Below are 20,550 nucleotides of genomic sequence, written 5' to 3' on the forward strand. Positions count from 1 at the left end.
TGGTTCTTCGGGTCGTTGGCTCGTCAGTTCGGAAGCGGCGGCCACGTCGTCGCCACCGTCTCCGCGATGAGCCGGGTCTGTGCCCGTCGGAGTCGCTCAGAGGCCGAGGAGGCGGTGATACCAAGTTCGTCGGCGACCTCCCGCAGGGTTGCCCCGCGGGGGATGTCGAAGTAGCCCAGTTCGTACGCCGTCCGGAGCGCCTCGTCCTGTCGGTCGGTGAGCCCCTCGCCCGGCGGTTCGGGGTCGCCGTCGCGGGCGAGTCGTCGGAGTTCGAAGCTGGCGTTCCGCCGCCAGAACGATGCGAACCGCCCGAATGCGTCGCGGTCCGCGAACCAGCCTGTCTGCCGCCAACCACTCTGTCGGACCTCGATGCGCTCGATAATGGCGTCGACGGTGGCGAGGGCCTCCAGTCCGGCGAGGTCGTCGAGGCTGTCTCCGAGTTGTTCTTCGAAGCTCAGCGCCGGAACAGCCTGATACCGGCGGGTCTCGCCCGACTCGCCGATGCGCGTCCAGTCGGCCACGTCGAAGGCGTCACCCATGGCGGTTTCGAGCGCCCGCGTCTCTCCCCCGGTGACCGTCACGATGAACATCGGCCGCTCGCCGTGGTTGTACTGGAGTTCCAACGCGAGCGTCGCCTCCGGAACCGCCGCCGCGACCCCGGTCAGCGGGAGCGCGCCGCAGTCGATGTCGAACTCGGCGATGAGACCCATACGCCCGCTCTCTCGGCGGTCGATTATGGGCGTGTCGAAGCGGCCGAAACGGTCGATGCGCGTGGGAGCTACTTAAACGACCGCACGGCTGAGAGTGCGACTTAGCCGCCGCCGGCGACAAGCGAGACCGCGATGCAACCGATTCGATTCGAACGCGGAACAGAACTGTCCGACGAGCGATTCGGGAGCGGCGCGCCGCTTCTGTGCTGTCACGGCGGGATGGCACCGCCGGCGTACTGGGACGCGGTCGTCCCGCACCTCAGCGGCTACGAGGTCGTCGTCCCGGAGCGACCCGGCTTCGGCACCTGTCTGGACGACGCCGAGACGACGCCCGCCGAGGCGGTGCTGGAGCGCGAGGCCGAGTACGTCCGGGAACTCGTCGACGAGATTCGCGAGGCGACCGGACGCGACCCGGCGCTGTTCGGTCACTCCTACGGCGCGCTCACGGCTCTCGAAGCGGCGACCGACGCGCGGGTGGCCGCCGTCGCCGCCTACGAGCCGGCGGTGCTCCCGGAGGCGTACCGAAGCGAGGCGGACCTCTCGGAGCGCATGGCCGCACTCATCGAGGCGGGAGAGCGGCGCGAGGCGGTCAAACGCTACGTCGAGCAGGTGCTCCATCCCGGCGGCATCGACGACCTCGACGCGTGGCTCGACGAGTGGCCCGTCTGGCCCGACTGCGTGGCCCTCGCCGAAGCGGTCGTCCGGATGAACCGCGCCGTCGAGCGCTACCGGCTTCCGACCCGCTTGGACGTGGACGCGCCCACCGTAGTCATGGCCGGCACCGGCGGCCCCGACTTCCTCCGTGAGAGCGCCCGGAACGTCCACGACGCCCTGCCGACCAGCCGGTTCGTCGAGTTCGACGCGCTCGGTCATGGCGGGCCCAGTGAGGACCCCGAACGGGTCGCGGATGCGGTCGACGCGTTCCTCCGTGACCGGGTCGATCACGCATAAAAATCCCGATTACACGGGTACAGATGTAATCACAGTCTCGGAGATACGACCCGTCTCGCGTTCGTTTGCGACCGAATCGCGAGTCGGAGACCCGACGCGGGAGAGACGACCTGTCAACCAAACTTTCTTTGCTCGGTACGGAGACGTGGTCGGTATGGCAGCCCTCCAATCCATCGGTACAGCCGCCGGGACCCTCAGACGGAACCCGATACTGTTCGTCGTCGCCGCGGCGTTCAGCCTGATTCAACTCCCGTCGATGTTCGCGCAGGCGGTCAGCCCACTCATCGGAAGCATCATCTCGCTGGGATTCAGCGGACTCATGATATTTATCCTCCCGTTCTTCCTCGGTGGCGTCCTCGGCATGGCAAACGAGGCCATCGACAGTCGAACCTCGCTCAGCACGTTCGTTAGCGAAGGAAAAACGCACTACGTCTCGCTGCTCGTGGTGTACTTCTCCCTGCTGGCCGTCAATCTCGTGTTGTCGTTCGTCGGGGTCTTCGCCTCGGTGTTCGTCGGCATCGCTGTCCTCGGAAGCAACGCCCAAGCGGGGACCGCCACGCTCGCGATTCTGGGCGTCGTCGTCCTCGCCGTGACCCTCACCTACCTCGCCGTGGTGTTCGTCTCGCAGTTCTTCGGCCACGCCATCGTCATCGACGACCTCGGCGCGGTCGACGGCATCAAGCGGAGCGTCGCCTGCGTCAGGAACAACCTCGTATCGGTCCTCGGCTACACGGTCATCACCGGACTCGGTGGCCTCCTCGTCGGCGCGTTCGCTGTCGTCATTTCGTTCCTTCTCACCCCGTCGCTCCAGCATCAGGGGGCCGCAGTGACCGGTTCAGAAGCCGGTGCTCCCGCCGCGTCGGCGGTTTCGAGTCTCCCGACGGTCGGCGTCGTCGGCATGGTCGCCATCGCGGTCGGACTCGTGCTCGTCAGCGGTCTCGTCGGCGGGTTCTTCGCCGCCTACTCGACCGCGTTCTACCGGTCGATTCGACCGGCGAACTCCGAGGGAGTAAACGCCTGACACCGCCGCGAACCAACGCCATTTCTGTCGGTAGTGTATCAATTCGCAACCGTTAGGCGTCTGGGGGGCGAAACGCGGGCCGTCCCATGCCCTCCACCAACGCGGACGTCGCCATCGAAGCGACTGACCTCAGGAAGTCCTACGGTTCCGAGGTCGCGCTCGACGGCGTCTCGCTGTCGATTCCGAGCGGAACGGTGTACGGATTCCTCGGGCCGAACGGCGCGGGGAAGACGACGACGATGCGCATCCTGACGGGGCTCTCACAGCCCACCTCGGGGTCGGTCCGCATCTGCGGCCTCGACGTGAGCGACCGTCGAAAACTCGCGCCGCACGTCGGCTACCTCCCGGAGACGCCGCCGCTGTACGACGAGTTCAGCGCGCGCGAGCAGCTCGACTACGTCGCCGACCTGCGCGACCTCCCGGCGGAGACCGCCGAGGCGCGCATCGACGACCTGCTCGACCAGTTTGGTCTCGTCGGCGACGCGAACAAGCGCATCGGCACGTACTCGAAGGGGATGAAACAGAAGACCGCGTTCATCCAGAGCGTGCTCCACGAGCCGGACGTGCTGTTTCTCGACGAGCCGACCTCCGGACTCGACCCCCGCGCGGCGAGACAGATTCGGACCTCCATCGGCGACGTGGCCGACGCGGGGGCGACGGTCTTCCTCTCGACGCACATCCTCCCCGTGGTCGAGGCCGTCGCCGACGAGGTCGGCGTCCTGTTCGACGGGCGCGTCGTCGCCGAGGGGACGCCCGACGAGGTGAAATCGCGCGCCCAGACGGGCGGCGAGGGCTCACTCGAAGACGCGTTCCTCGCGGTCACGAGCGGCGAGACGCAACTGTCGGGTGTCGCCGACGAATGAGCCTCCGACGAGACGTTCGCCACGGCCTGCGAATCGGGCGCGCCGAGTTCGTGCGGAGTCTCCGGGGGTACGCCTCCGAGACGCGCCGAATCATCGGCCTCCTGTTGCTCTTGCTGTTCTTCGGTGGCACCCTCCTGTTTTCGCTCCCAGCCGTCTACGTCGTCGGCCGAGGCGCGCAGTCCGTGACCGAGATTCCCTTCTTCGACCTCGTCGCCACCGCGATACCGGTGGGGCTCACGCTCCTCGCGGCGTTCCGAACGCTCGAACGTATCGGCCGCGTCGAAAACGAGTCGCTCGTACTCACGACGGTTCATCCGCGGGCCGTCGTCATCGGGCTCATCACCGCCGAAATCTGTCGAATTGGTCTCTGGTTCGGGCTCCCGCTGGCAGTCGTCGCCGCGACGTTCACGGCCGGTCTCGGCGCGCCGTCCCTGTTGCTCACGACGGCCGTCGTCGCGGCCCCGCTGGCGTGCTGTACGACCGTCTGGGGCTACGCGGTCGGCGTCGCCGTGCTCCGCGGGTTCAAGCGCTTGCCCGGCGTCCGGCGCACCCTCAAGGTCGTCGGCTTCGTCGCGATGGTGGGGCTCGTCCTCGTCTCGCAGTCGTTCGGCCGGTTGCTGGCCGAGGGGACGCTCCCGCTCGAGTGGCTGGCGGCGACGCTGACGTTCGGGCCGCTCGCAGACTACCTCGCGCTCGCATTCGTCGGGACTCCGGTCGCCAGACCGTTCTCGGCGGCCGCCATCGTCACCTTCGCGGCTATCGTCGCACTCACGCCCGTCGGCCTCGTCGTCGCCACCCGGCAGGCGAGCGCCCTCTGGTTCACCGACCGCACGAGCGGAAGCGACCGAGTCTCGTCGGTGCCGAGCGCGAAGGCTGACGGCTCGTCCGGCGGCTTCTCGACGCCGGAGCCGCTGGCGGCGACGAACGGGGGCCACGTCGCGTGGGGCCTGCTCGTCCGCGGCGTCCGCCACCCCCAGAAGTTCACGCATCTCGTGATGCTGGTGTTCTTCCTCGGCCCGCTCGGGACGACCATCGTCCAGTCCTCGGCCGACGGCCTCGGACCGCTGCTCGCCGCGAGCGGGGCGGGCCTGGGAACCTATCTCGCGGGCGCGACGTTCGGCCTCAACCCCATCGGCGACGACCACCCGCAGTTTCCGATGTTGCTGTTGACTCCGACCGCGCCCCGGACGCTGGTCCGCGGTCGCGTGCTCGCCGGCGTGATTCTCGGCGTTCCGGTCGCCGCGGCGCTCCCGCTGGCGACCGTCGCCCTCGGCACGTCGCCGCTGTCGGCGGTCGGCTTCGCGCTCGTCGGCGTCCTCATGTGCGTCGCCGCGGCGGCCTTCTCGGTCGGCATCGGCGCGGCGTACCCGATATACGAGGAACGCGAGTTCTGGGGCACGACGACCGTCGTTCCTTCGACGCTCGTGCTGATGGCGTTCATGTTCGTCGTCGGCCCCGGCACTGTCATCGGCCTCGTCGCCACGTGGTTCGGCGTGACCGGTCACCTCTCCGCGACGCCGCTTCTCGCCGCCGGACTCGGGCTGTACCTCCTGGTGACCGTCGGCGTCTCCTACGGCTCGTACCGGTACGCGGTTCGACGGTACCGGACGTACACGTTCGAGTGACGGCGAGGGCGTCGTACGGACGCGAAACTCGGGGTCCGCAACCCCTGTGACGGCCCGCTGGCCTCAGTCGGCTACGCGGAACACGCCGGGGTTCCTGCCCGTCCCGGCGAAGTAGAGTTCCGACCCGCGGACCGACAGGCCACCGGTGGGTCGAACGTCGAGCGCCTTCGACCACAGTTCCTCGCTGGACGCCGCCGAGATGGCGGAGAGGCGGTCGTCGCTCGCCACGAACCGAGTATCGCCGGCGACGACCGGTGGGCGAGCGAACGTATCCGCATCGAGCGACAGCGTCCACTTCGTTGCGCCGTCGGCGGCGTCGAACGCGGCGAGACTCCCCCGCGAGGTCTGGGCGTGGAGCGTGTCGCCCGCGACGGCGGTCCGCGGGCTACCGTTCTCCGGGAGCGGAATCGACGCCTGCCACTGCGTCGACCCGTCTTCGAGGGCGAGGGCGAACACGTTCCCGCGGTGGGCGTTGTAGTAGAGGTGAGAGTCGCCCACCGCGAGCGGGACGCCACTCTGCGGGAGGTCCTCGCGCCGCCACCGCTCCTCGCCGGTCGCGGCGTCGAGTGCGGCGACGCCGTTCTGCTCGTGGTCGACGCCGGCCGGGGTGTAGACGACGCCGTCGCGGGCAACGAGCCCCGGTGACGCTGTCGAGGCGTCGTAGCTCCATCGCTCCTCGCCGGTCGCGGGGTCGCGCCCGAAGACGGTCGACCCGCCGCCGTCGACGAGCGTTCCCGCGGCGAGGACCGGCGCGTTCGCGGGGGTCCCGTACCCGCCGTTGCTCGTCCGCCAGCACCGCTCGCCGGTCCGGGCGTCGTAGGCCGCGACGAACTCAGCGGTCGAGACGAACATGGCGTCGCCGGCGAACGTGGGCGTGGACTTGCCGTGCGCGTAATCGACGGTCCACGCGTCGTCGGAGTCGGCGGGAGCAGTCTCGGAATCGAGGTCGAGCGCGCGGTAGACGCCGTCCTCGCCGTCGCCGTCGCTGTAGCCGAGCACGCCGCGCCCGTCTGCGAGTGCGACCGACGTGGCGAGTGCGGCGTCGCCCGACGCGATTCGCTCGACGCTCGCGTCCGCCGAGGGGCCGGAGTCGGTCGTGTACCCGGTGTTGGCGAAGTCGCGCTGGTAGGTCGGCCACGCGCCCGTCACGTCGCCGACGGGCGCGTCGCGTCGGTAGTCTCGCTCGACATCAAGGGCACCCATTGCGCGGGCGACACAGCCTGAGAGCGACGCGAGGGCGGTCGCGCCGCCGGCCGCGAGGACGGCTCTGCGCGTGTGCATGTTGGAGGGCATACATGTTCGTGTCCCGCCGCGACCGTACTAACAGTTTCCCTCGAAGCGGCAGGGACGAGGGAGGGGGCCCGGCGGAGGCAGTAACCGCGGGGATGGCACCTCGTCCTACCGGTTCTCCACGAGCGCGTCGACCGGGTTGTCGAGGGCGAAATCGACGTTCTCGGACGGGTCGTCGGTCCGGGCTTCGAGGTCCGAGACGACCGACTCGGCGCGGTGTCGGAACGCGCGGAGCGTCTGTCTGCCCTCCTCTGTGAGTTCGAGGTAGCGACGGGTTCCGCGCTGGGCGACGGTGACGTAGCCCTGATGTTCGAGCGTCGCGGTGACGCGGTTGTCGAGGACGTTGTAGTCGCCGGTGACGGGTTCGTAGTCGTCGGCCTCGCCGTCGACGCGGCCGCGCATGAAGTCGAGGCCGTAGCGGGCCGCCTCGGTGATGAGCGTCTTCTTCTTCGCGTGTTTGGCGTCGGTGTCGTGGGCCTCGATGATGGCGAGCGCGGCGACTTGGTCCGGGGAGGGCGAGTCGATTTGATAGGTCGTCAGAAGCGACGCCCGCTCGAACCCCTCCGTGACCGGCGCGTCGAGGCCGTGCGGCCGGACCTCGGGGTCGACGACATACGGTTCGGCGTCGGTGCGTTCGTCCATGCAGGCCATCGTCGCGCCGACGGCCGCGCGCTTTGTGCCGGCGGTGACGTTGACGCGGACGAAGTCGTCCGGGTGCCAGTCGGCGATGGTCGTAATCGCGCCCATCACCTCGTACATGTCGAAGAGGTCGAGGTACTCGACATCGGGCGGGGTGCCGACCACGTCGGCGATTCGGTCGACGACCGCATCGTGGTAGGTCGGGCGCTCGACCGCGGGGTCCTCGTGTTCGAGGAGGTAGACCTTGTCCGGTCGGTCGTCCTCGATAGGGCCGACGATGCGGTCGTGTTCGCGCCACAGGGGGACGATGTGAACGCGGAGGTGTCGTTTCATCTGTCACTCTCGGCCACGACCGCCCGTGTCGAAAGTCATTCGGTTGGGAGATTCTCCCGTGAGTGATCGGTAGAACGCCCATATACGTCGAATCAGGAGAAATACACGGTACTCATGCTACTCACGTAACTTACGGTAGTTACCGAGGAACTGCCAACATGGGTTACCGACTACGAATAGTTGCCGCCGGCCGCGGTCCAACGGACCGGCGGTTGCGACCCGCCGACGGCGGCGCGACCAACGGTCCCCGGTCGCGTCCCCGCGGCGGAACCCGCGTCGGCGGACGACCCCCGGAACCCTCGTTCGGTGCGCTCGGGGCGTCGGCCAGTCCGCCGATACGCGCCCTCCAGCCCCCCTCGCTTCGGCCCTCCACCACCGGCCGACGCCCTGACAGCACCGGCTTTTCTTTCTCCGAATCGTCACTCGTCGCCCGACGAGCGCGACGCTCTCGACACACAACGGGCGCACGAAAAAGCGACCGAGCGTCCGCACCGCGAATCGCTCGGTCCGGTTCAGTTCGGTTTAGTCCGACTCAGTTCGGTCCGGGCCGGACCAGGCCAGTCAGATGTCGAACACATCGAGACCGGTCTGTTCGTCGAGGTGGTGGGTCAGCGGCGTCTCGCCGAGGTGAATGACGACCTCGAACGTCCCGGAGACACGCGCGCCGGAACAGTGGCCGCCGAGCGTCTCGAAGTCGCGCGTGCCGACCTGGATGTGCGTGTGAATCTTGTCGGGGCCGATGTTGCCGAGGAAGCTCGTCACCTCGAACTGGCCCGTGAACTCCTCTTCGAGGTACTCCTGGTCGCCCACGTCGTAGTGGCCGAGCGTGACGGAGTCGACCGCGCCGATGCCCGTGAGAAAGCCGTGTTCGATGTCGAACTCGTCGCGCACCGTCGCGAGCGAGTCGAGAACCTGTTCGCCGGGGTCCAGCCTGACGACGACCGTGTCGTCTTCTTTGACGTAGTCCATAGTTGTGCCCGAGCGTCCGGTACAGCGCCGGCGGCGTAATATGTTTTGAAAGGCTCAACGTTGCGGGAGGAACGGTGCTACTAAAAATGTATTTTTTCAGTATATATTTCAAAATGATCAATAGTTCTATACTTTGAGTCGAGTCCTCTCTTCGACACCCGGCCGAACGCGTTCACATCGAATCGGCGACCGCGGACCTCGTCCCCGTACTTGGCAGTTTCCCCGGAGTATCAGCCTATTATAACCCGCCCAGTCCTCGGATAAACGGAACCAGTCAGCGGCACCGTCGTCGGAATCGAAGACTACCGCGGAAACCAGACTCAGTCCGACCGCGCTCGACACGGACGCGCATCTCTGACGCACAGAACGTGGGAGAGAGTCCGGCACAGAGACCCTGTAGTGCGTTCTTTCGCCGGAAAGTGTTATCGCGACTCACGGTCGAGACGTGTCGAACCGACAGAGAGACCAACCGACGACGAATCGCTCAAGGGCATTCGAACGATCGATAGTAATTGGCAGAGTTTGATATACCACTATTTTTGATATATCTGGCCACCAACTCGGCGCACTCGGAACTGTCCGTGACCACGGTTGCCCGGCGCGTCACCGGAGCATCGATCCGCCGTCGACCGTCAGCACCGTCCCCGTCATGTAGCCCGCGCCGTCGCAGAGGAACGCGACCACCTCGGCGACTTCCTCGGGCGTTCCGATGCGTTCGAGCGGGAGTTCGGCGGCGTACTCGGCGAGCGCCTCCTCGGTCCAGAGGTTCGACTCGGTGAGAAGCGGCGTCTCGACGAGCCCCGGCGCGACGCAGTTGACGCGCACCTCGGGGCCGAGCTGTTTCGCCAGCCCCTTCGTCAGCCCGAAGACGCCCGCCTTCGACGATGAGTAGTGGACGCCGCCGGTGGCGCTCCCGCGGAGACCGGCGACGCTCGACACGTTGACGATGGCACCGGCACCCTCGCCGCGCTCGACCATGCCCGGGGCGACGGCGCGGGCGACGACGTACTGTCCCTTGAGGTTCACGCCGAGGACGCGGTCCCACTCGTCGGGGTCGAGGTCCGCGAGGGAGACGGCCCGCGAGATACCCGCGTTGTTCACGAGCGCCGCCACGTCGGCGACCGATTCGACCGCCGTCACGGCGTCCGCGACCGCGTCGGGGTCGCGAACGTCGACCGCGAACTCGTGGACGCGCTCGTCGTCCCAGTCGGTCTCGCCGGTCTCGATGTCGAAGCAGGCGACGTAGTCGTAGTCCGCTCGGAGCCGCTCGACGACCGCTCGCCCGATACCGCTGGACGCGCCGGTCACGATTGCCGCGCGCTGGTGGTCCGTCATGTGGGTCGAGACGGCGCGGACCGTAGTACGTGTTGGGGTGGCGGCGAGCGGTACTGTCGCGGTCGAGAGTGATGCGAGTGGTACGATTGAGAGTGATGCGAGTGATGCAAGCGATGCGTCCAAGGCGAGTGAAGTGGTAACTGTTTTCGTGGTCGCGCGTGAGCCGTTCGTATGCAGTTCGCAGTCAACGTTCCGACCAGCGCCGGCGACTCCGTTCACTCCCAGTTGGCGTTCTGCGACGAGATTTCGTGGGACGCGCAGGTTGGGTTCGCCGTGGCGATGGAGAACCTCGGCTTCGACGGCGTCGCCGTCCCCGACCACGTCATGACCGGCAGTGGCCCCACGACGGAGTGTTTCATCACGCTGGCCGCCATCGCCCGCGAGACGGAGGACGTGTACCTCTACCCGAAGACGGTGAACAACCACTTCCGGAACCCCGCGCTCCTCGCCAAGCAGGCCGCGACGCTCGACGCCGTGAGCGACGGGCGACTCAAACTCGGCATGGGGGCCGGCTGGAAGGAGAGCGAGGCGCGGGCCTACGGCTACGACTGGCCCGACGCGCCGACTCGGCTCCGGATGCTGGAGGAGTCGATTCGGATGCTCAAGCGCCTGTGGACCGAGGAGACGGTCAGCTTCGACGGCGACTACTACACCCTGGACGAGGCGATGTGCCGGCCCCACCCAGTCCAAGACCCGCATCCTCCCATCATGGTCGGCGGCGGCGGCGAGTCGTTCACGCTCCGAATCACCGCCCAGTACGCCGACTCGTGGAACTTCTGGGGGCCGCCGGAAGTGATGCAACACAAACTGGACGTGCTGGAACGCCACTGCGAGGGCTACGGCCGGCCGTTCGAGGAGATCGAGCGCTCGTGGTTCGCCCGGTGTCTGATACGCGAGAACGAGGCTGAACTCGACGCGCTCCTTGACGAGCACTTCCCGCGGTTCAAGCCCGAGAACGTCGCCGACAGCGAGTACCCGCTCGTCGGCACGCCCGAACAGGTCCGCAAGCGACTGGAGACGTTCGCCGAGATGGGCTTCGGCGAGGTCGTCGTGGAGTTCGTCGACTTCCCCGAGGCGACGAGCGCCGAACTGTTCGCCGAGCGCGTCGCGCCGACATTCCGGTAACTCGCGGGGCGGGAGAGACGAGAGGCCGCCAGCGTTCGGGTGCGACATGGAAACAGCTATCACATCTATTTTCGTACGTCAAAGCGTGACTCACCACAGCGTCTGCCTCACCTTCGACTTCGACGGCGTCTCCTCGTGGATACACTCCTTCGAGTCGCCGGACAGCCCGACGAAACTGTCGAGAGGACTCTTCGGGGTCGACGTGGGCGCGCCCCGCGTCCTCGACCTCTTGGACGAGTTCGGCGTCGAGACCACGTGGTTCACGCCGGGCCACACCATCGATAGCTTCCCCGAGGCCGCCGAGGAGGTGTGGAGCCGCGGCCACGACATCCAACACCACGGCTGGTCGCACACCCGCCCGCGACAGTACGAGTCGCGAGAGGCCGAGTACGACGACGTGAAACGCGGCGTCGAGAGCATCGTGGACCTCACGGGGCGCCGGCCGACCGGCTACCGCTCGCCGTCGTGGGACTTCTCGACCCACACGCTCGGCATCCTCGACGAACTCGGCTTCGAGTGGGACTCCAGCCAGATGGCGACCGACTTCGAGCCGTACCGCGTCCGCGAGGGGTGGGCCGCGCCCGCCGACGCCCCCTTCGAGCGCGGCACCGAGACCGACATCGTCGAGGTGCCCGTCTCGTGGCAACGCGACGACTTCCCGGCGTTCGCGTTCAACCGCAAGCGGGGCTACGCGAACGAGAAAGCGGTGTTCCGCCAGTGGCGCGAGCAGTTCGACTGGATGGTCGACAACGTCGACGGCGGCGTCTTCGTCCTCACGATGCACCCGCAGGTCATCGGGCAGTCACACCGGCTCGCCCGGCTCGAATCGTTCGTCGAACACGTCGCCGACGCGCCGGGCGTCGTCTTCGAAACCGTGGACGAAGTCGCCGACCGATTCGGGTCGGCGTGAGGGCGAGGGAAAGACGGAGACGCTTTTTCAGGAGTAGTGGTGACAGCTGACGATACGGTCGAGTTCGTCGGGCGACTCCAGCGCTGGCACCTCGGAGGTACAGACGCTCGGCTCGACGAACGTCTCCGTCAGGAGCGACGCGGCGTCGCGCCACGCGCCGTCGGCCGCGAGCGAGAGCGCGTGCTCGACGGTCGTGCCGGCGTCGCCGGCGGGAAGCCCGTCCGGGAAGTAGGTCGCACGAGCGTCGTCGGCGACGATATCCGGGGACTCGCGCTGGACGGCTCTGACGAACCGGCGCACGCGGTCCCACTCCTCGTCGCCGAGGTCGAGTTCCGCCGGGGCGACGAGGCTCGGACAGCGGGTGTGGAACCGACAGCCGCTCGGCGGGTGAATCGGCGACGGCACGTCGCCGGACAGCGGGACGGTCTCGCGGGACACCCGCGGGTCGGGCACCGGAATCGACGAGAGTAGCGCGCGGGTGTAGGGATGCTTCGGCGACTCGAACAGGTCGTCCTTGTCGGCGAGTTCGACCAGTTCGCCGAGGTACATCACGGCCACGCGGTCGCAGACGTGGCGGATGACGCTCAGGTCGTGGCTGATGAAGAGGTACGTCAGGCCGAACTCCTCCTGAAGCGCTTTCATCGTGTTGAGCACCTGCGCCTGCACCGACGCGTCGAGCGCCGAGGTCGGCTCGTCGCAGACGATGAAGTCGGGGTCGACCGAGAGCGCCCGCGCGAGGTTGACCCGCTGGCGCTGACCGCCGGAGAACTGGTGGGGGTAGCGGTTGTAGTGGTCGGCGTCGAGACCGACCGTCTCCAGCAGTTCGCGTGCCCGCCCCTCGCGGTTGCCCTCGTAGAGCCCGTGGGCCTGCATCGGCTCCTCGACGATTTCGCCGACGGTCATCCGCGGGTCGAGCGACGCCTGCGGATCCTGAAAGACGAACTGCATGCGCTTGCGGCGCTTCCGAAGCTCCTCTTTCGACAGTTCGGCGAGGTTCTCCCCGTCGAAGACGATGTCTCCGGAGGTCGGGTCGACCAACCGGAGGAGCGTTCGCGCGAGCGTCGACTTCCCGCACCCGGACTCGCCGACGAGGCCGAGGGTCTCGCCGGGCAGGATGTCGAACGAGACGCCGTCGACCGCGCGGACGTACTCGCGCTCGACCGAGAAGGGGAGCAGTCCCGCGTCGCGGTCGAACCGGAGGCGGTCGAGGAAGCCGTCGCTCGCGTCGAAATACTTCCGCAGGTCGCGCACGCTGAGCAGCGGGTCGGCGTCGGGGTCGAAGGTTGAACCGGTCCCAGTCTCGGTGACCTCTCCGGTCTCGGAGGCGGCCGACTCGGAGACGGACTCGGCGTCGTCGAGCGGTTCGCTCTCCCAGTAGCCCGCCTCGGCGAACGCGTCGTTGCGCAGGCACGCCGCCCGGTGTGGTGCGGCGGCGACTTCGGTGAGGGTGGTGCCGTCAGCGGTGGTGGAGGCGGTGGTTGGACCGTCGTCAGCGGAGGCTGTGGCGCTCGCGCTCGCGTCACCGGAGCCCTTGTCCCCGCCGTCGACGCGCCGAGCGTCGGGGTGGGACTGGAGGCACGCCTCTCGGGCGTGCGGGCACCGCGTGTGGAAGCGGCAGCCCTGCGGCGGGTTGATGGCTTCCGGCATGATGCCCTCGATGGGCGACAGGCCGTCCACGTCGCGGTCAGGTCGCGGAATCGACCCGAGGAGCGCCTCGGTGTAGGGGTGTTTCGTGTCGTGAAAGAGGTCGTCGACGGTCGCCTGCTCGACGATTTCGCCGAGGTACATCACGGCGACGCGGTCGCATATCTCGGCGACGACGCCCATGTCGTGGGTGACCCAGACGAACGACGTGTCGTAGCGCGCCGCGAGGTCCTTCACGAGGTCGAGAATCTGCGCCTCGACGGTCACGTCGAGTGCGGTGGTCGGCTCGTCAGCGATGACGAGACTCGGTTCGCACGCGAACGCCATCGCGATGAGGACGCGCTGGCGCATCCCGCCGGAGAACTCGTGGGGGTAGTCGTCCATCCGGCGTTCGGCCTCGGGGATACCGACCTCGCGGAGGCGCTCGACGGCGATGGCTTTGGCCTTGGCCGTCGACACGTCGCGGTTGAGCCCGATAATCTCGCTCAACTGCTCGCCGACGGTGAACACCGGGTTGAGGCTCTCCGTGGGGTCCTGAAATATCATCGCGATTTCGCGGCCCCGGATGCGCTCGCGGATCTCGCGGCTCGACAGCATCTCGGGGTCCTGCCGGGGTTCGTCGTCGGGGTCGTCGCCGCGCTCGACGCCGACGAGCAGGTCGTCTTCGAAGCGGACCTCGCCGTTGACGATGACGCCCGGCGAGTCGATGAGGCGCATGATGCTCCGCGCCGCGACGCTCTTTCCGGCGCCGCTCTCGCCGACTAACCCGAGCACTTCGCCGCGCTGTACCTCGAACGAGATACCGTCGACGGCCCGGACGGTCCCCGCGTCGGTGCGGAAGTGGGTGTGCAGGTCGCGGACGGTGAGTAGCGTATCAGACATTGGTCGTGGAGTGGTGGGGGGCGTCGGTGCGTGAGATGGGTGCCTCTGCAGAACCGCAAGAGCAAGTTCCGACGCCGCCCCGGGGAGGGAGCGATAGTTCAGCGGGCGAACGGCTGGCGGAGGCCGGGCGACTCCCGGCCCCGCGGCGAACGGTCGGTGAGATGTGTCGTCCGTTCATCGTCAGTCGTTCGACCGCGGGTCGATTGCGTCGCGCAGGCCGTCGCCCAGCAGGTTGAAGCCGATGACCGTCGCGAGAATCGCGAGGCCCGGCCAGATGCTGAACCACGGGTTGACGATCATGTACTGCCGCGAGTGGGCGAGCATCTGCCCCCACGACGGCGTCGGGGGCTGGACCCCGAACCCGAGGAACGACAGCGACGCGACGATGAGGATGTTCACGCCGACCTGCAGCGTCGATTGGACGAGCACCGGCGCGAAACTGTTGGGGATGATGTGGCGGAAGATGATGTGGCGGTCGCGCACGCCGGCGGCCTTCGCGGCCTCGACGTACTCCATCTCCCGGACGCTCAGCACCTGCGAGCGAATCAGGCGCGTGAACACCGGAATCGTCGTGATGGAGACGCCGACGATGGCGATGCCGAGTTCCTTGCCGAACGCGGACATGATGGCGATGACGAGGATGAGGAACGGAATCGCGTACAGCGATTCGACGAATCGCTGGAGCACGTCGTCCACCCAGCCGCCGTAGTAGCCGGAGACCGCACCGACGACCGTCCCGATGGTCATCCCGATGCCCGTCGCGATGAGACCCACCTGGACGGCGATGCGGGTGCCGTAGACCAACCTGACGAGCACGTCGCGGCCGCGGTGGTCCGTCCCGAGCGGGTGTGCCCACGTCCCCGTTCCGAAGCTGTTTTCGATGCCGACTGGCGGGAGCAAGATTGTGCTTCCCGCCGGGTCGTTCTCCGGATGATACCAGAACGTCGCCGCGAACTGGTAGTCGAACAGGTCGGCGTCGATGGTCGTCAACAGCGCGACGACCGTCACGAGCCCGATAACGTAGAGGCCGACGCGCGACGCCGAGTTGCGCTTGAGTTGTTGGACGACCTGTGACGTGCGCGAGACGGCGGAGCGCTCGTCGGCGTCCGCGACGCCGCCCGTTCGGGCCGAGTCGCCGACGGCGGCCGTCGAATCACTCACCGGCACCACCCCCGTAGGAGATGCGCGGGTCGATGACCGCGTACAGCACGTCCACGACGAGCACGCCGAGGACGAACACGATGGCGAAGAATATCGTCGTGCCCATGATAAGCTGGTAGTCCTGCGCCCGGACCGCGGTGATGATGAGGTTCCCCATCCCGTTGATGTTGAAGACCGTCTCGGTCAGCACCGCGCCGCCGAGGGCGGTCGTCATCTGGATGCCGATGACGGTGAGCACCGGCAGTTGCGCGTTCTTGAACGCCTGCCGCCGGAGGATGGTTCGCTCGGAGACGCCGTAGGCGCGGGCGAGTTGGACGTAGTCCTTGTTGAGCACTTCGAGCATCGACGACCGCTCGATGCGCGTGATGGCCGCCATCTGGAGCGTCCCCAGCGTGATAGAGGGGAGTATCAGATGCGACGCGGCAGTCACGAGCACGTCCAGTCTCGACGTCGCCCCGTCGACCGACGCGGGGTCGGCCCACGGCATGATGAGCCCGCTCGGCGGCAGGAGGTCGCCGTAGTACGCGAACACGATGATGAGCAGCAGGCCGACCCAGAAGCTCGGCGTGCTGACGCCGATGAGCGACGTGACGCGGGCGAGGTGGTCGTAGCCGTTGTTACGGTTCTTGGCGGCGAAGATGCCCAGCGGAATCGCGGAGCCGATTGCGAGGGTGAAACTCGACGCGAGGAGCAGCAGCGTCACCGGAAGCCGCTCGAAAATCTTCTCCGTCACCGCGACTCCACCGTAGTGGATGCTCGTCCCGAAGTCGCCCGTCGCGACCGCCGCGAGATACCTGACGTACCGGACGTACAGCGGTTGGTCGAGGCCGTACTTCGCGCGGGCGGCCTCGATGGCCGCTGCGTCGGCGGCCGGCCCGACGAGAATGCGAACCGGGTCGCCGGGAATCGAGTTGATGAGGACGAACGTGACCGTAACGACGAACAGCAAGACCGGAACGATTTGGAGTAATCGCCGTCCGATGTAACCGGTTGTCGTCATGGATGGAGTGGATGGGGAGTGAGCATATAACGTTTGGTAACTGTTACCGACAGGACAACGTCATCTGTCGACGGAGACGTTGTTGTAGCCGGTGAGGAGCCGCGGGTTCTGCGGCGAGACCGGGTGGACTTGGAAGTCGCTGACGACGGACTTCACGCCGTAGGAGTTCTTGTAGTTGAACGCGGGGAGGTGGACTTTGTCCTCCAAGAGCGTCGAGATGGCGGACTGGTAGAGCTGTTGGCGCTCGTCGCGGTCGGTCGACTCGCGCGCGCCCTTAATCTGCTCCATCACCTCGTCGTTCTTGTAGTAGACGCCCTGGTTCACGCCCTCGGACTCCTCGTGGAACAGGTTGAACATGAAGTCGTCCGGGTCGGGGTAGCGGACCCACCCGAGGACGTAGATGTTGTAGTCCGAGGCGTTGCCGGTGTACGCGCGGCTGAGCATCGCGCCCCAGTCGAGCCGTTCGACGTGGGCCTCGTAGCCGGCCTCCTTGATGCCGTTGGCGATAGAGAGGCCGATGTTCTCGCGGTTGTCGTCCGGCGGGACGATAATCTTCGCGTCCCAGTCGGCGGGGACGCCAGCCTCTTCGAACAGCGCCGTCGCCTGCTCGATGTCCTTGTCGTTCGGAATCTCCATCCACTCTTCGAGCGGCATGTCCCACTCTTCGACCATCGGCCCCGGAAGCGGGCCGTACTGGCGGAGTCCAGCCGGGTCGATGTAGCGGTCGACCGCGTCGTCCATCGAGAAGCTGTAGTCGATGGCCTCGCGGACGCGCTTGTCGGCGGTCGGCCCCTCGTTGCAGTTGAACGCGACGTAGAAGTATCCGACACTCTCGATCTCGGAGATGCTCGTGTCTTCGGTGCTCTCGACGGTGTCCCAGAGCCGCGGCGGAATCGTCTCGATGACGTCCACGTCGCCCGTCCGGAGGTTGGTGACGCGCGTCGTCGACTCCGTGATGGGCGTGAACTCGACGCCCGCGACGTTGGGCAGTTCGTCGCCCCAGTAGTCGTCCCAGCGTTCGAGGGTGACGTAGTTGCTCTCCTCCCACTCGACGAACTTGAACGGACCCGACCCGATGGGCTGTTGGGTGCTGAACACCTCTTTGTCCTCCTCGCGGACGGCCTCCGGCACGATCTGGTGGGTGAGGACGTGCTGGAACATCGCGTAGGGGTTCGAGAGGTCGAACTGGACGGTCGTCTCGTCGATTGCCTCGACAGAGTCGATAACGCTGAAGATGCCCAAGAGGGGCGTCTCCTCCTCGATTGGCGCGCGGAACGAGTAGGCCACGTCCTCGGCGGTGACCGGGTCGCCGTTGTGGAACATCGCGTTATCGACGATTTCGACGATGTAGCGGGTGTTGTCCCGCTCGATGGTCGGCATGCTCGTCGCGAGGTTCGGGACCACGTCGGTCCCCTCGCCATAGGTGTACAGCTGACTGAACACCCGGTTCGCGACGAGCGCGTCGGGGTTCGAAAGCTGCGTTATCGGGTCGAATCGGACGGGGTTCAGCGACTGTCCGATGTTTATCGTCGCGTCGGAACTCCCGGAGGACGTCTCCGTTCCGCCGCTCGTGGTCGTTCCGCCGCCCCCGTCGCCTTCGGTCGTCGTTTCGGAACCGGAGTCGGACGTACAGCCGGCGAGCAAGACGGGGATCGACGCACCCGTCGCTTTCAGTATGTTTCTACGTGAGACACTCTCTCTCATCATTGACGCCGAATCATTTCGGCATCACCAACATAAGCGTTTGCATACTGTGCGTTTGTTTCCCCCTTATCCACTCAGGCTGCCGCTTCGTGAAATATTATATACGACAACTGTGCGTATCTCCGTATGGACTCAACGGAGTCACAGTCACTCCTAGCGGAGATGACGTGGCAGGAAGCCGAAACCGCGTTCGACGAGGCGGACTTCGTCGTGCTCCCCTGCGGAGCAACCGAACAGCACTCGACGCACCTCCCGACCTCGGTCGACTCCATCCGAGCGGAGAACCTGACCGCGGAACTCGCCGCGGCGGCCCCGGAACACGACCTGAACCTCCTCGTTCTGCCGGTCCTCCCGTACGGCTACTCGGAGCACCACATCAACTACGCGGGGACCGTCTCGCTCGGAGCCGACACGTACCAAGAGATAATCATCGACGTGGGCCGGTCGGTCCAGCGCCACGGCGCGACCCGGTTTCTCGTCGCCAACTTCCACGGAGGCAACATCGAGCCGCACAAACTCGCACTCGACCGGCTCCAGCGCGACCACGGACTCGACTCGTACTACGCCCACTGGACAGACTTCGCCCGCGACCAGTTAGAAGAGCGATTCGGCACCGAGTGGGGTCACGCCGGCGAGTACGAGACGAGCGTCATCGAACACTACCGCCCCGAACTCGTCCACGGCGACCGCAAGACGCCGCAGACGAAGAAGAACCGCTACGAGGTCCGCCAGTACGCCCACTTCGACGACCTGACCGTGGAGGGCGGCCTCGGCGACCCGACGCAGTCCGACCCCGAGTTCCTCGAAGCAGTCATCGAGGCGACGACCGAGCGAATCCTGACGCACCTTCAGTCGGAACTGGAGTAACGCGGCGCTCGACGACCGAGAAACGGACGATAGCGAGCGAACCCCCGAACGAAACGAGATTTTACCGACGACTACCGCCTACAGCGTGAGGTGGAACGGCGGTTCCGTCCCCTCCGGCAGCGCTGACTCGTACTCGCCGGGCACCGACGCCTCGAACTCCTCGCGGGCCGCCGCCACCAGCGCGTCGTCCGAAAAGAGGTCGAGCGTTGTCGCCGCGAGGACCTTCGCGGCGTACACGGCCGCCTTCGAGCCGAAGCTCCCGTTGGCGGCGACCGCCTGCCACGTGTGCGAGGGCGTCCCCACCGGCCACGCCGCCGCCCAGAACTGCGCGGTCGGCGTAATCCAGCTCACGTCGCCGACGTCCGTTGAACCGTTGAGGACGGTCCCCACGTCGTAGGAAGGCTGGGCGTCCGGATACAGCACCGACGAGCGCGCCGCCTCGCGGCGCTCCTCGGAGAGCTGCGCCGTCCGCGCCTCGATGGTCTCCGCCGAGAGCGTCTCCTGAAGCTCCGCGGCGAACTCGCGGTCCTCGTCGGTGTACGGGATGGGACCGGCGAGTCGCATGTTCTCCAGCAGTGTATCGGACAGCGCGTGGTTCGCCACGTAGTCGTAACAGCCGGTGTGGAACCGACGGGAGACCGTCGTCTGGGTCATGAGCGCCGCGCCCTCGGCCACGTCGTCGAGCCAGTCGGTGATCCGGTCGACCTCGTCGCGGGTCGGCGCGCGGACGTAGAACCACGCCGTCGCCTCCGCGGGGACGACGTTCGGCGCGCCGCCGCCGTCGGGGATGGTGTAGTGGATACGGGCGTCGTCGGAGACGTGCTCGCGCATGAACTCCGACCCGGTGTTCAGCAGTTCGACCGCGTCGAGCGCGCTCCGACCCGACTGGGGGCTATCGGCGGCGTGGGCCGACTCGCCGTGGAACGTGTACTCGACGGAGTTCATCGCGAGCGTCTGCGCCATGAACGGCGCGCTGAGGTGGCTCGGATGCCACGTGAGCGCCGCGTCGAGGTCGTCGAACACCCCGTCGCGGGCCATAAACACCTTACCGACGAGTATCTCTTCGGCGGGACAGCCGAAGAACGTGACCGTCCCCTCGGCCCGCCCGTCGTCGATGGCGCGCTTCGCAGCGAGGGCAGCCCCGACGCCGGCGACGCCGAACAGATTATGTCCACAGCCGTGGCCCGGTGCGCCAGCCTCGACGGGTTCCCTGCTCGACGACACCGTCTGCGACAGTCCGGGCAGGGCGTCGTACTCACCGAGGATACCGACGTGCGGCTCGCCCTCGCCGTAGGTCGCGCTGAACGCCGTCGGCATCCCGCCGATACCCTCGGTGACGTCGAATCCGGCGTCGCGGAGAACCGACGAGAGCAACTCGGCTGATTCGGTCTCGTGAAGCCCGAGTTCGGGCGTCTCCCAGAGCGACTCGGTGAGCGAGACGAGTTCCGCCTCCAGCGACTCGACCGTCTCGAACGTCTCGTTGTGATTCATTGCGTCTCGTGCGTTTTGACTGGAGAAACG

17 protein-coding genes are annotated in these 20,550 nt (G+C 67.0%); 7 read left to right on the forward strand and 10 right to left on the reverse strand.

Annotated elements, in window-relative coordinates:
- Positions 1-23 precede the first annotated feature (23 nt).
- Complete coding sequence (locus tag AM590_RS16970; RefSeq protein WP_058828496.1) at positions 24-710, reverse strand: helix-turn-helix domain-containing protein; 687 nt, start codon at positions 708-710, stop codon at positions 24-26.
- 132 nt (positions 711-842) lie between these two features.
- On the opposite strand from AM590_RS16970, the gene AM590_RS16975 reads away from it, so the two are divergent.
- From AM590_RS16975 to AM590_RS16990, 4 genes are all read left to right on the forward strand, one after another.
- A complete protein-coding gene (locus AM590_RS16975) occupies positions 843-1,661 on the forward strand; it encodes an alpha/beta fold hydrolase (protein ID WP_058828497.1) in 819 nt (272 codons plus the stop codon).
- Between the two features lie 154 nt (positions 1,662-1,815).
- The gene (locus tag AM590_RS16980) at positions 1,816-2,682 is read left to right on the forward strand and encodes a hypothetical protein (RefSeq protein WP_058828498.1); all 867 of its coding nucleotides are present in this window, start codon (positions 1,816-1,818) and stop codon (positions 2,680-2,682) included.
- Positions 2,683-2,768: 86 nt separating this feature from the next.
- Positions 2,769-3,545, forward strand: coding sequence for an ABC transporter ATP-binding protein (locus AM590_RS16985; protein WP_058828499.1), 777 nt, complete (start codon positions 2,769-2,771; stop codon positions 3,543-3,545).
- Positions 3,542-5,170: a hypothetical protein gene (locus AM590_RS16990; protein ID WP_058828500.1), complete on the forward strand. Its 1,629-nt coding sequence runs from the start codon at positions 3,542-3,544 to the stop codon at positions 5,168-5,170. The genes AM590_RS16985 and AM590_RS16990 overlap by 4 nt, the downstream gene beginning before the upstream one ends.
- A 63-nt stretch (positions 5,171-5,233) precedes the next feature.
- On the opposite strand, the gene AM590_RS16995 is transcribed toward AM590_RS16990, so the two are convergent.
- The 4 genes from AM590_RS16995 to AM590_RS17010 form a co-directional block, all read right to left on the reverse strand.
- Positions 5,234-6,463, reverse strand: a complete 1,230-nt coding sequence (locus AM590_RS16995; RefSeq protein WP_058828501.1) for a PQQ-binding-like beta-propeller repeat protein — start codon at positions 6,461-6,463, stop codon at positions 5,234-5,236.
- Positions 6,464-6,568: 105 nt separating this feature from the next.
- Positions 6,569-7,432 (reverse strand): DUF6293 family protein, encoded by an 864-nt coding sequence (locus tag AM590_RS17000; protein ID WP_058828502.1) that lies wholly within the window; start codon positions 7,430-7,432, stop codon positions 6,569-6,571.
- Positions 7,433-7,993: 561 nt separating this feature from the next.
- Positions 7,994-8,401 carry a PPC domain-containing DNA-binding protein gene (locus AM590_RS17005; RefSeq protein WP_042663361.1) on the reverse strand — a complete coding sequence of 136 codons (408 nt, stop codon included), beginning with the start codon at positions 8,399-8,401 and terminating at the stop codon, positions 7,994-7,996.
- Positions 8,402-9,004: 603 nt separating this feature from the next.
- Complete coding sequence (locus tag AM590_RS17010; protein ID WP_058828503.1) at positions 9,005-9,736, reverse strand: SDR family NAD(P)-dependent oxidoreductase; 732 nt, start codon at positions 9,734-9,736, stop codon at positions 9,005-9,007.
- A 171-nt stretch (positions 9,737-9,907) separates the two neighbouring features.
- On the opposite strand from AM590_RS17010, the gene AM590_RS17015 reads away from it, so the two are divergent.
- The gene (locus AM590_RS17015) at positions 9,908-10,861 is read left to right on the forward strand and encodes a TIGR03560 family F420-dependent LLM class oxidoreductase (RefSeq protein WP_058828504.1); all 954 of its coding nucleotides are present in this window, start codon (positions 9,908-9,910) and stop codon (positions 10,859-10,861) included.
- An 85-nt stretch (positions 10,862-10,946) separates the two neighbouring features.
- Positions 10,947-11,771 (forward strand): polysaccharide deacetylase, encoded by an 825-nt coding sequence (locus AM590_RS17020; protein WP_058828505.1) that lies wholly within the window; start codon positions 10,947-10,949, stop codon positions 11,769-11,771.
- A gap of 27 nt (positions 11,772-11,798) precedes the next feature.
- Here the strand turns inward: AM590_RS17020 and AM590_RS21335 are convergent, their stop codons facing one another.
- From AM590_RS21335 to AM590_RS17040, 4 genes are all read right to left on the reverse strand, one after another.
- Positions 11,799-14,297 (reverse strand): ABC transporter ATP-binding protein, encoded by a 2,499-nt coding sequence (locus AM590_RS21335; protein ID WP_058828506.1) that lies wholly within the window; start codon positions 14,295-14,297, stop codon positions 11,799-11,801.
- A 180-nt stretch (positions 14,298-14,477) separates the two neighbouring features.
- Positions 14,478-15,458: an ABC transporter permease gene (locus AM590_RS17030; protein WP_172795831.1), complete on the reverse strand. Its 981-nt coding sequence runs from the start codon at positions 15,456-15,458 to the stop codon at positions 14,478-14,480.
- The gene (locus tag AM590_RS17035; RefSeq protein ID WP_058828508.1) at positions 15,451-16,458 is read right to left on the reverse strand and encodes an ABC transporter permease; all 1,008 of its coding nucleotides are present in this window, start codon (positions 16,456-16,458) and stop codon (positions 15,451-15,453) included. The genes AM590_RS17030 and AM590_RS17035 overlap by 8 nt, the downstream gene beginning before the upstream one ends.
- A 60-nt stretch (positions 16,459-16,518) precedes the next feature.
- Positions 16,519-18,102 (reverse strand): ABC transporter substrate-binding protein, encoded by a 1,584-nt coding sequence (locus tag AM590_RS17040; protein WP_082677764.1) that lies wholly within the window; start codon positions 18,100-18,102, stop codon positions 16,519-16,521.
- A 222-nt stretch (positions 18,103-18,324) separates the two neighbouring features.
- On the opposite strand from AM590_RS17040, the gene AM590_RS17045 reads away from it, so the two are divergent.
- Positions 18,325-19,029 (forward strand): creatininase family protein, encoded by a 705-nt coding sequence (locus tag AM590_RS17045; RefSeq protein WP_058828667.1) that lies wholly within the window; start codon positions 18,325-18,327, stop codon positions 19,027-19,029.
- Positions 19,030-19,107: 78 nt separating this feature from the next.
- On the opposite strand, the gene AM590_RS17050 is transcribed toward AM590_RS17045, so the two are convergent.
- Positions 19,108-20,520, reverse strand: coding sequence for an amidohydrolase (locus AM590_RS17050; RefSeq protein WP_058828509.1), 1,413 nt, complete (start codon positions 20,518-20,520; stop codon positions 19,108-19,110).
- Positions 20,521-20,550: the final 30 nt, after the last annotated feature.

It is taken from the genome of Haloferax sp. Q22, assembly GCF_001482285.1.
Classification (GTDB): Archaea; Halobacteriota; Halobacteria; order Halobacteriales; family Haloferacaceae; genus Haloferax.

Bases quoted from the DNA above. Each gene is read 5' to 3' on its own strand.
- AM590_RS16970 (WP_058828496.1), bottom strand. From the start codon at position 710: ATGGGTCTCATCGCCGAGTTCGACATCGACTGCGGCGCGCTCCCGCTG.
- AM590_RS16975 (WP_058828497.1), top strand. From the start codon at position 843: ATGCAACCGATTCGATTCGAACGCGGAACAGAACTGTCCGACGAGCGA.
- AM590_RS16980 (WP_058828498.1), top strand. From the start codon at position 1,816: ATGGCAGCCCTCCAATCCATCGGTACAGCCGCCGGGACCCTCAGACGG.
- AM590_RS16985 (WP_058828499.1), top strand. From the start codon at position 2,769: ATGCCCTCCACCAACGCGGACGTCGCCATCGAAGCGACTGACCTCAGG.
- AM590_RS16990 (WP_058828500.1), top strand. From the start codon at position 3,542: ATGAGCCTCCGACGAGACGTTCGCCACGGCCTGCGAATCGGGCGCGCC.
- AM590_RS16995 (WP_058828501.1), bottom strand. From the start codon at position 6,463: ATGCCCTCCAACATGCACACGCGCAGAGCCGTCCTCGCGGCCGGCGGC.
- AM590_RS17000 (WP_058828502.1), bottom strand. From the start codon at position 7,432: ATGAAACGACACCTCCGCGTTCACATCGTCCCCCTGTGGCGCGAACAC.
- AM590_RS17005 (WP_042663361.1), bottom strand. From the start codon at position 8,401: ATGGACTACGTCAAAGAAGACGACACGGTCGTCGTCAGGCTGGACCCC.
- AM590_RS17010 (WP_058828503.1), bottom strand. From the start codon at position 9,736: ATGACGGACCACCAGCGCGCGGCAATCGTGACCGGCGCGTCCAGCGGT.
- AM590_RS17015 (WP_058828504.1), top strand. From the start codon at position 9,908: ATGCAGTTCGCAGTCAACGTTCCGACCAGCGCCGGCGACTCCGTTCAC.
- AM590_RS21335 (WP_058828506.1), bottom strand. From the start codon at position 14,297: ATGTCTGATACGCTACTCACCGTCCGCGACCTGCACACCCACTTCCGC.
- AM590_RS17035 (WP_058828508.1), bottom strand. From the start codon at position 16,458: ATGACGACAACCGGTTACATCGGACGGCGATTACTCCAAATCGTTCCG.
- AM590_RS17045 (WP_058828667.1), top strand. From the start codon at position 18,325: ATGACGTGGCAGGAAGCCGAAACCGCGTTCGACGAGGCGGACTTCGTC.
- AM590_RS17050 (WP_058828509.1), bottom strand. From the start codon at position 20,520: ATGAATCACAACGAGACGTTCGAGACGGTCGAGTCGCTGGAGGCGGAA.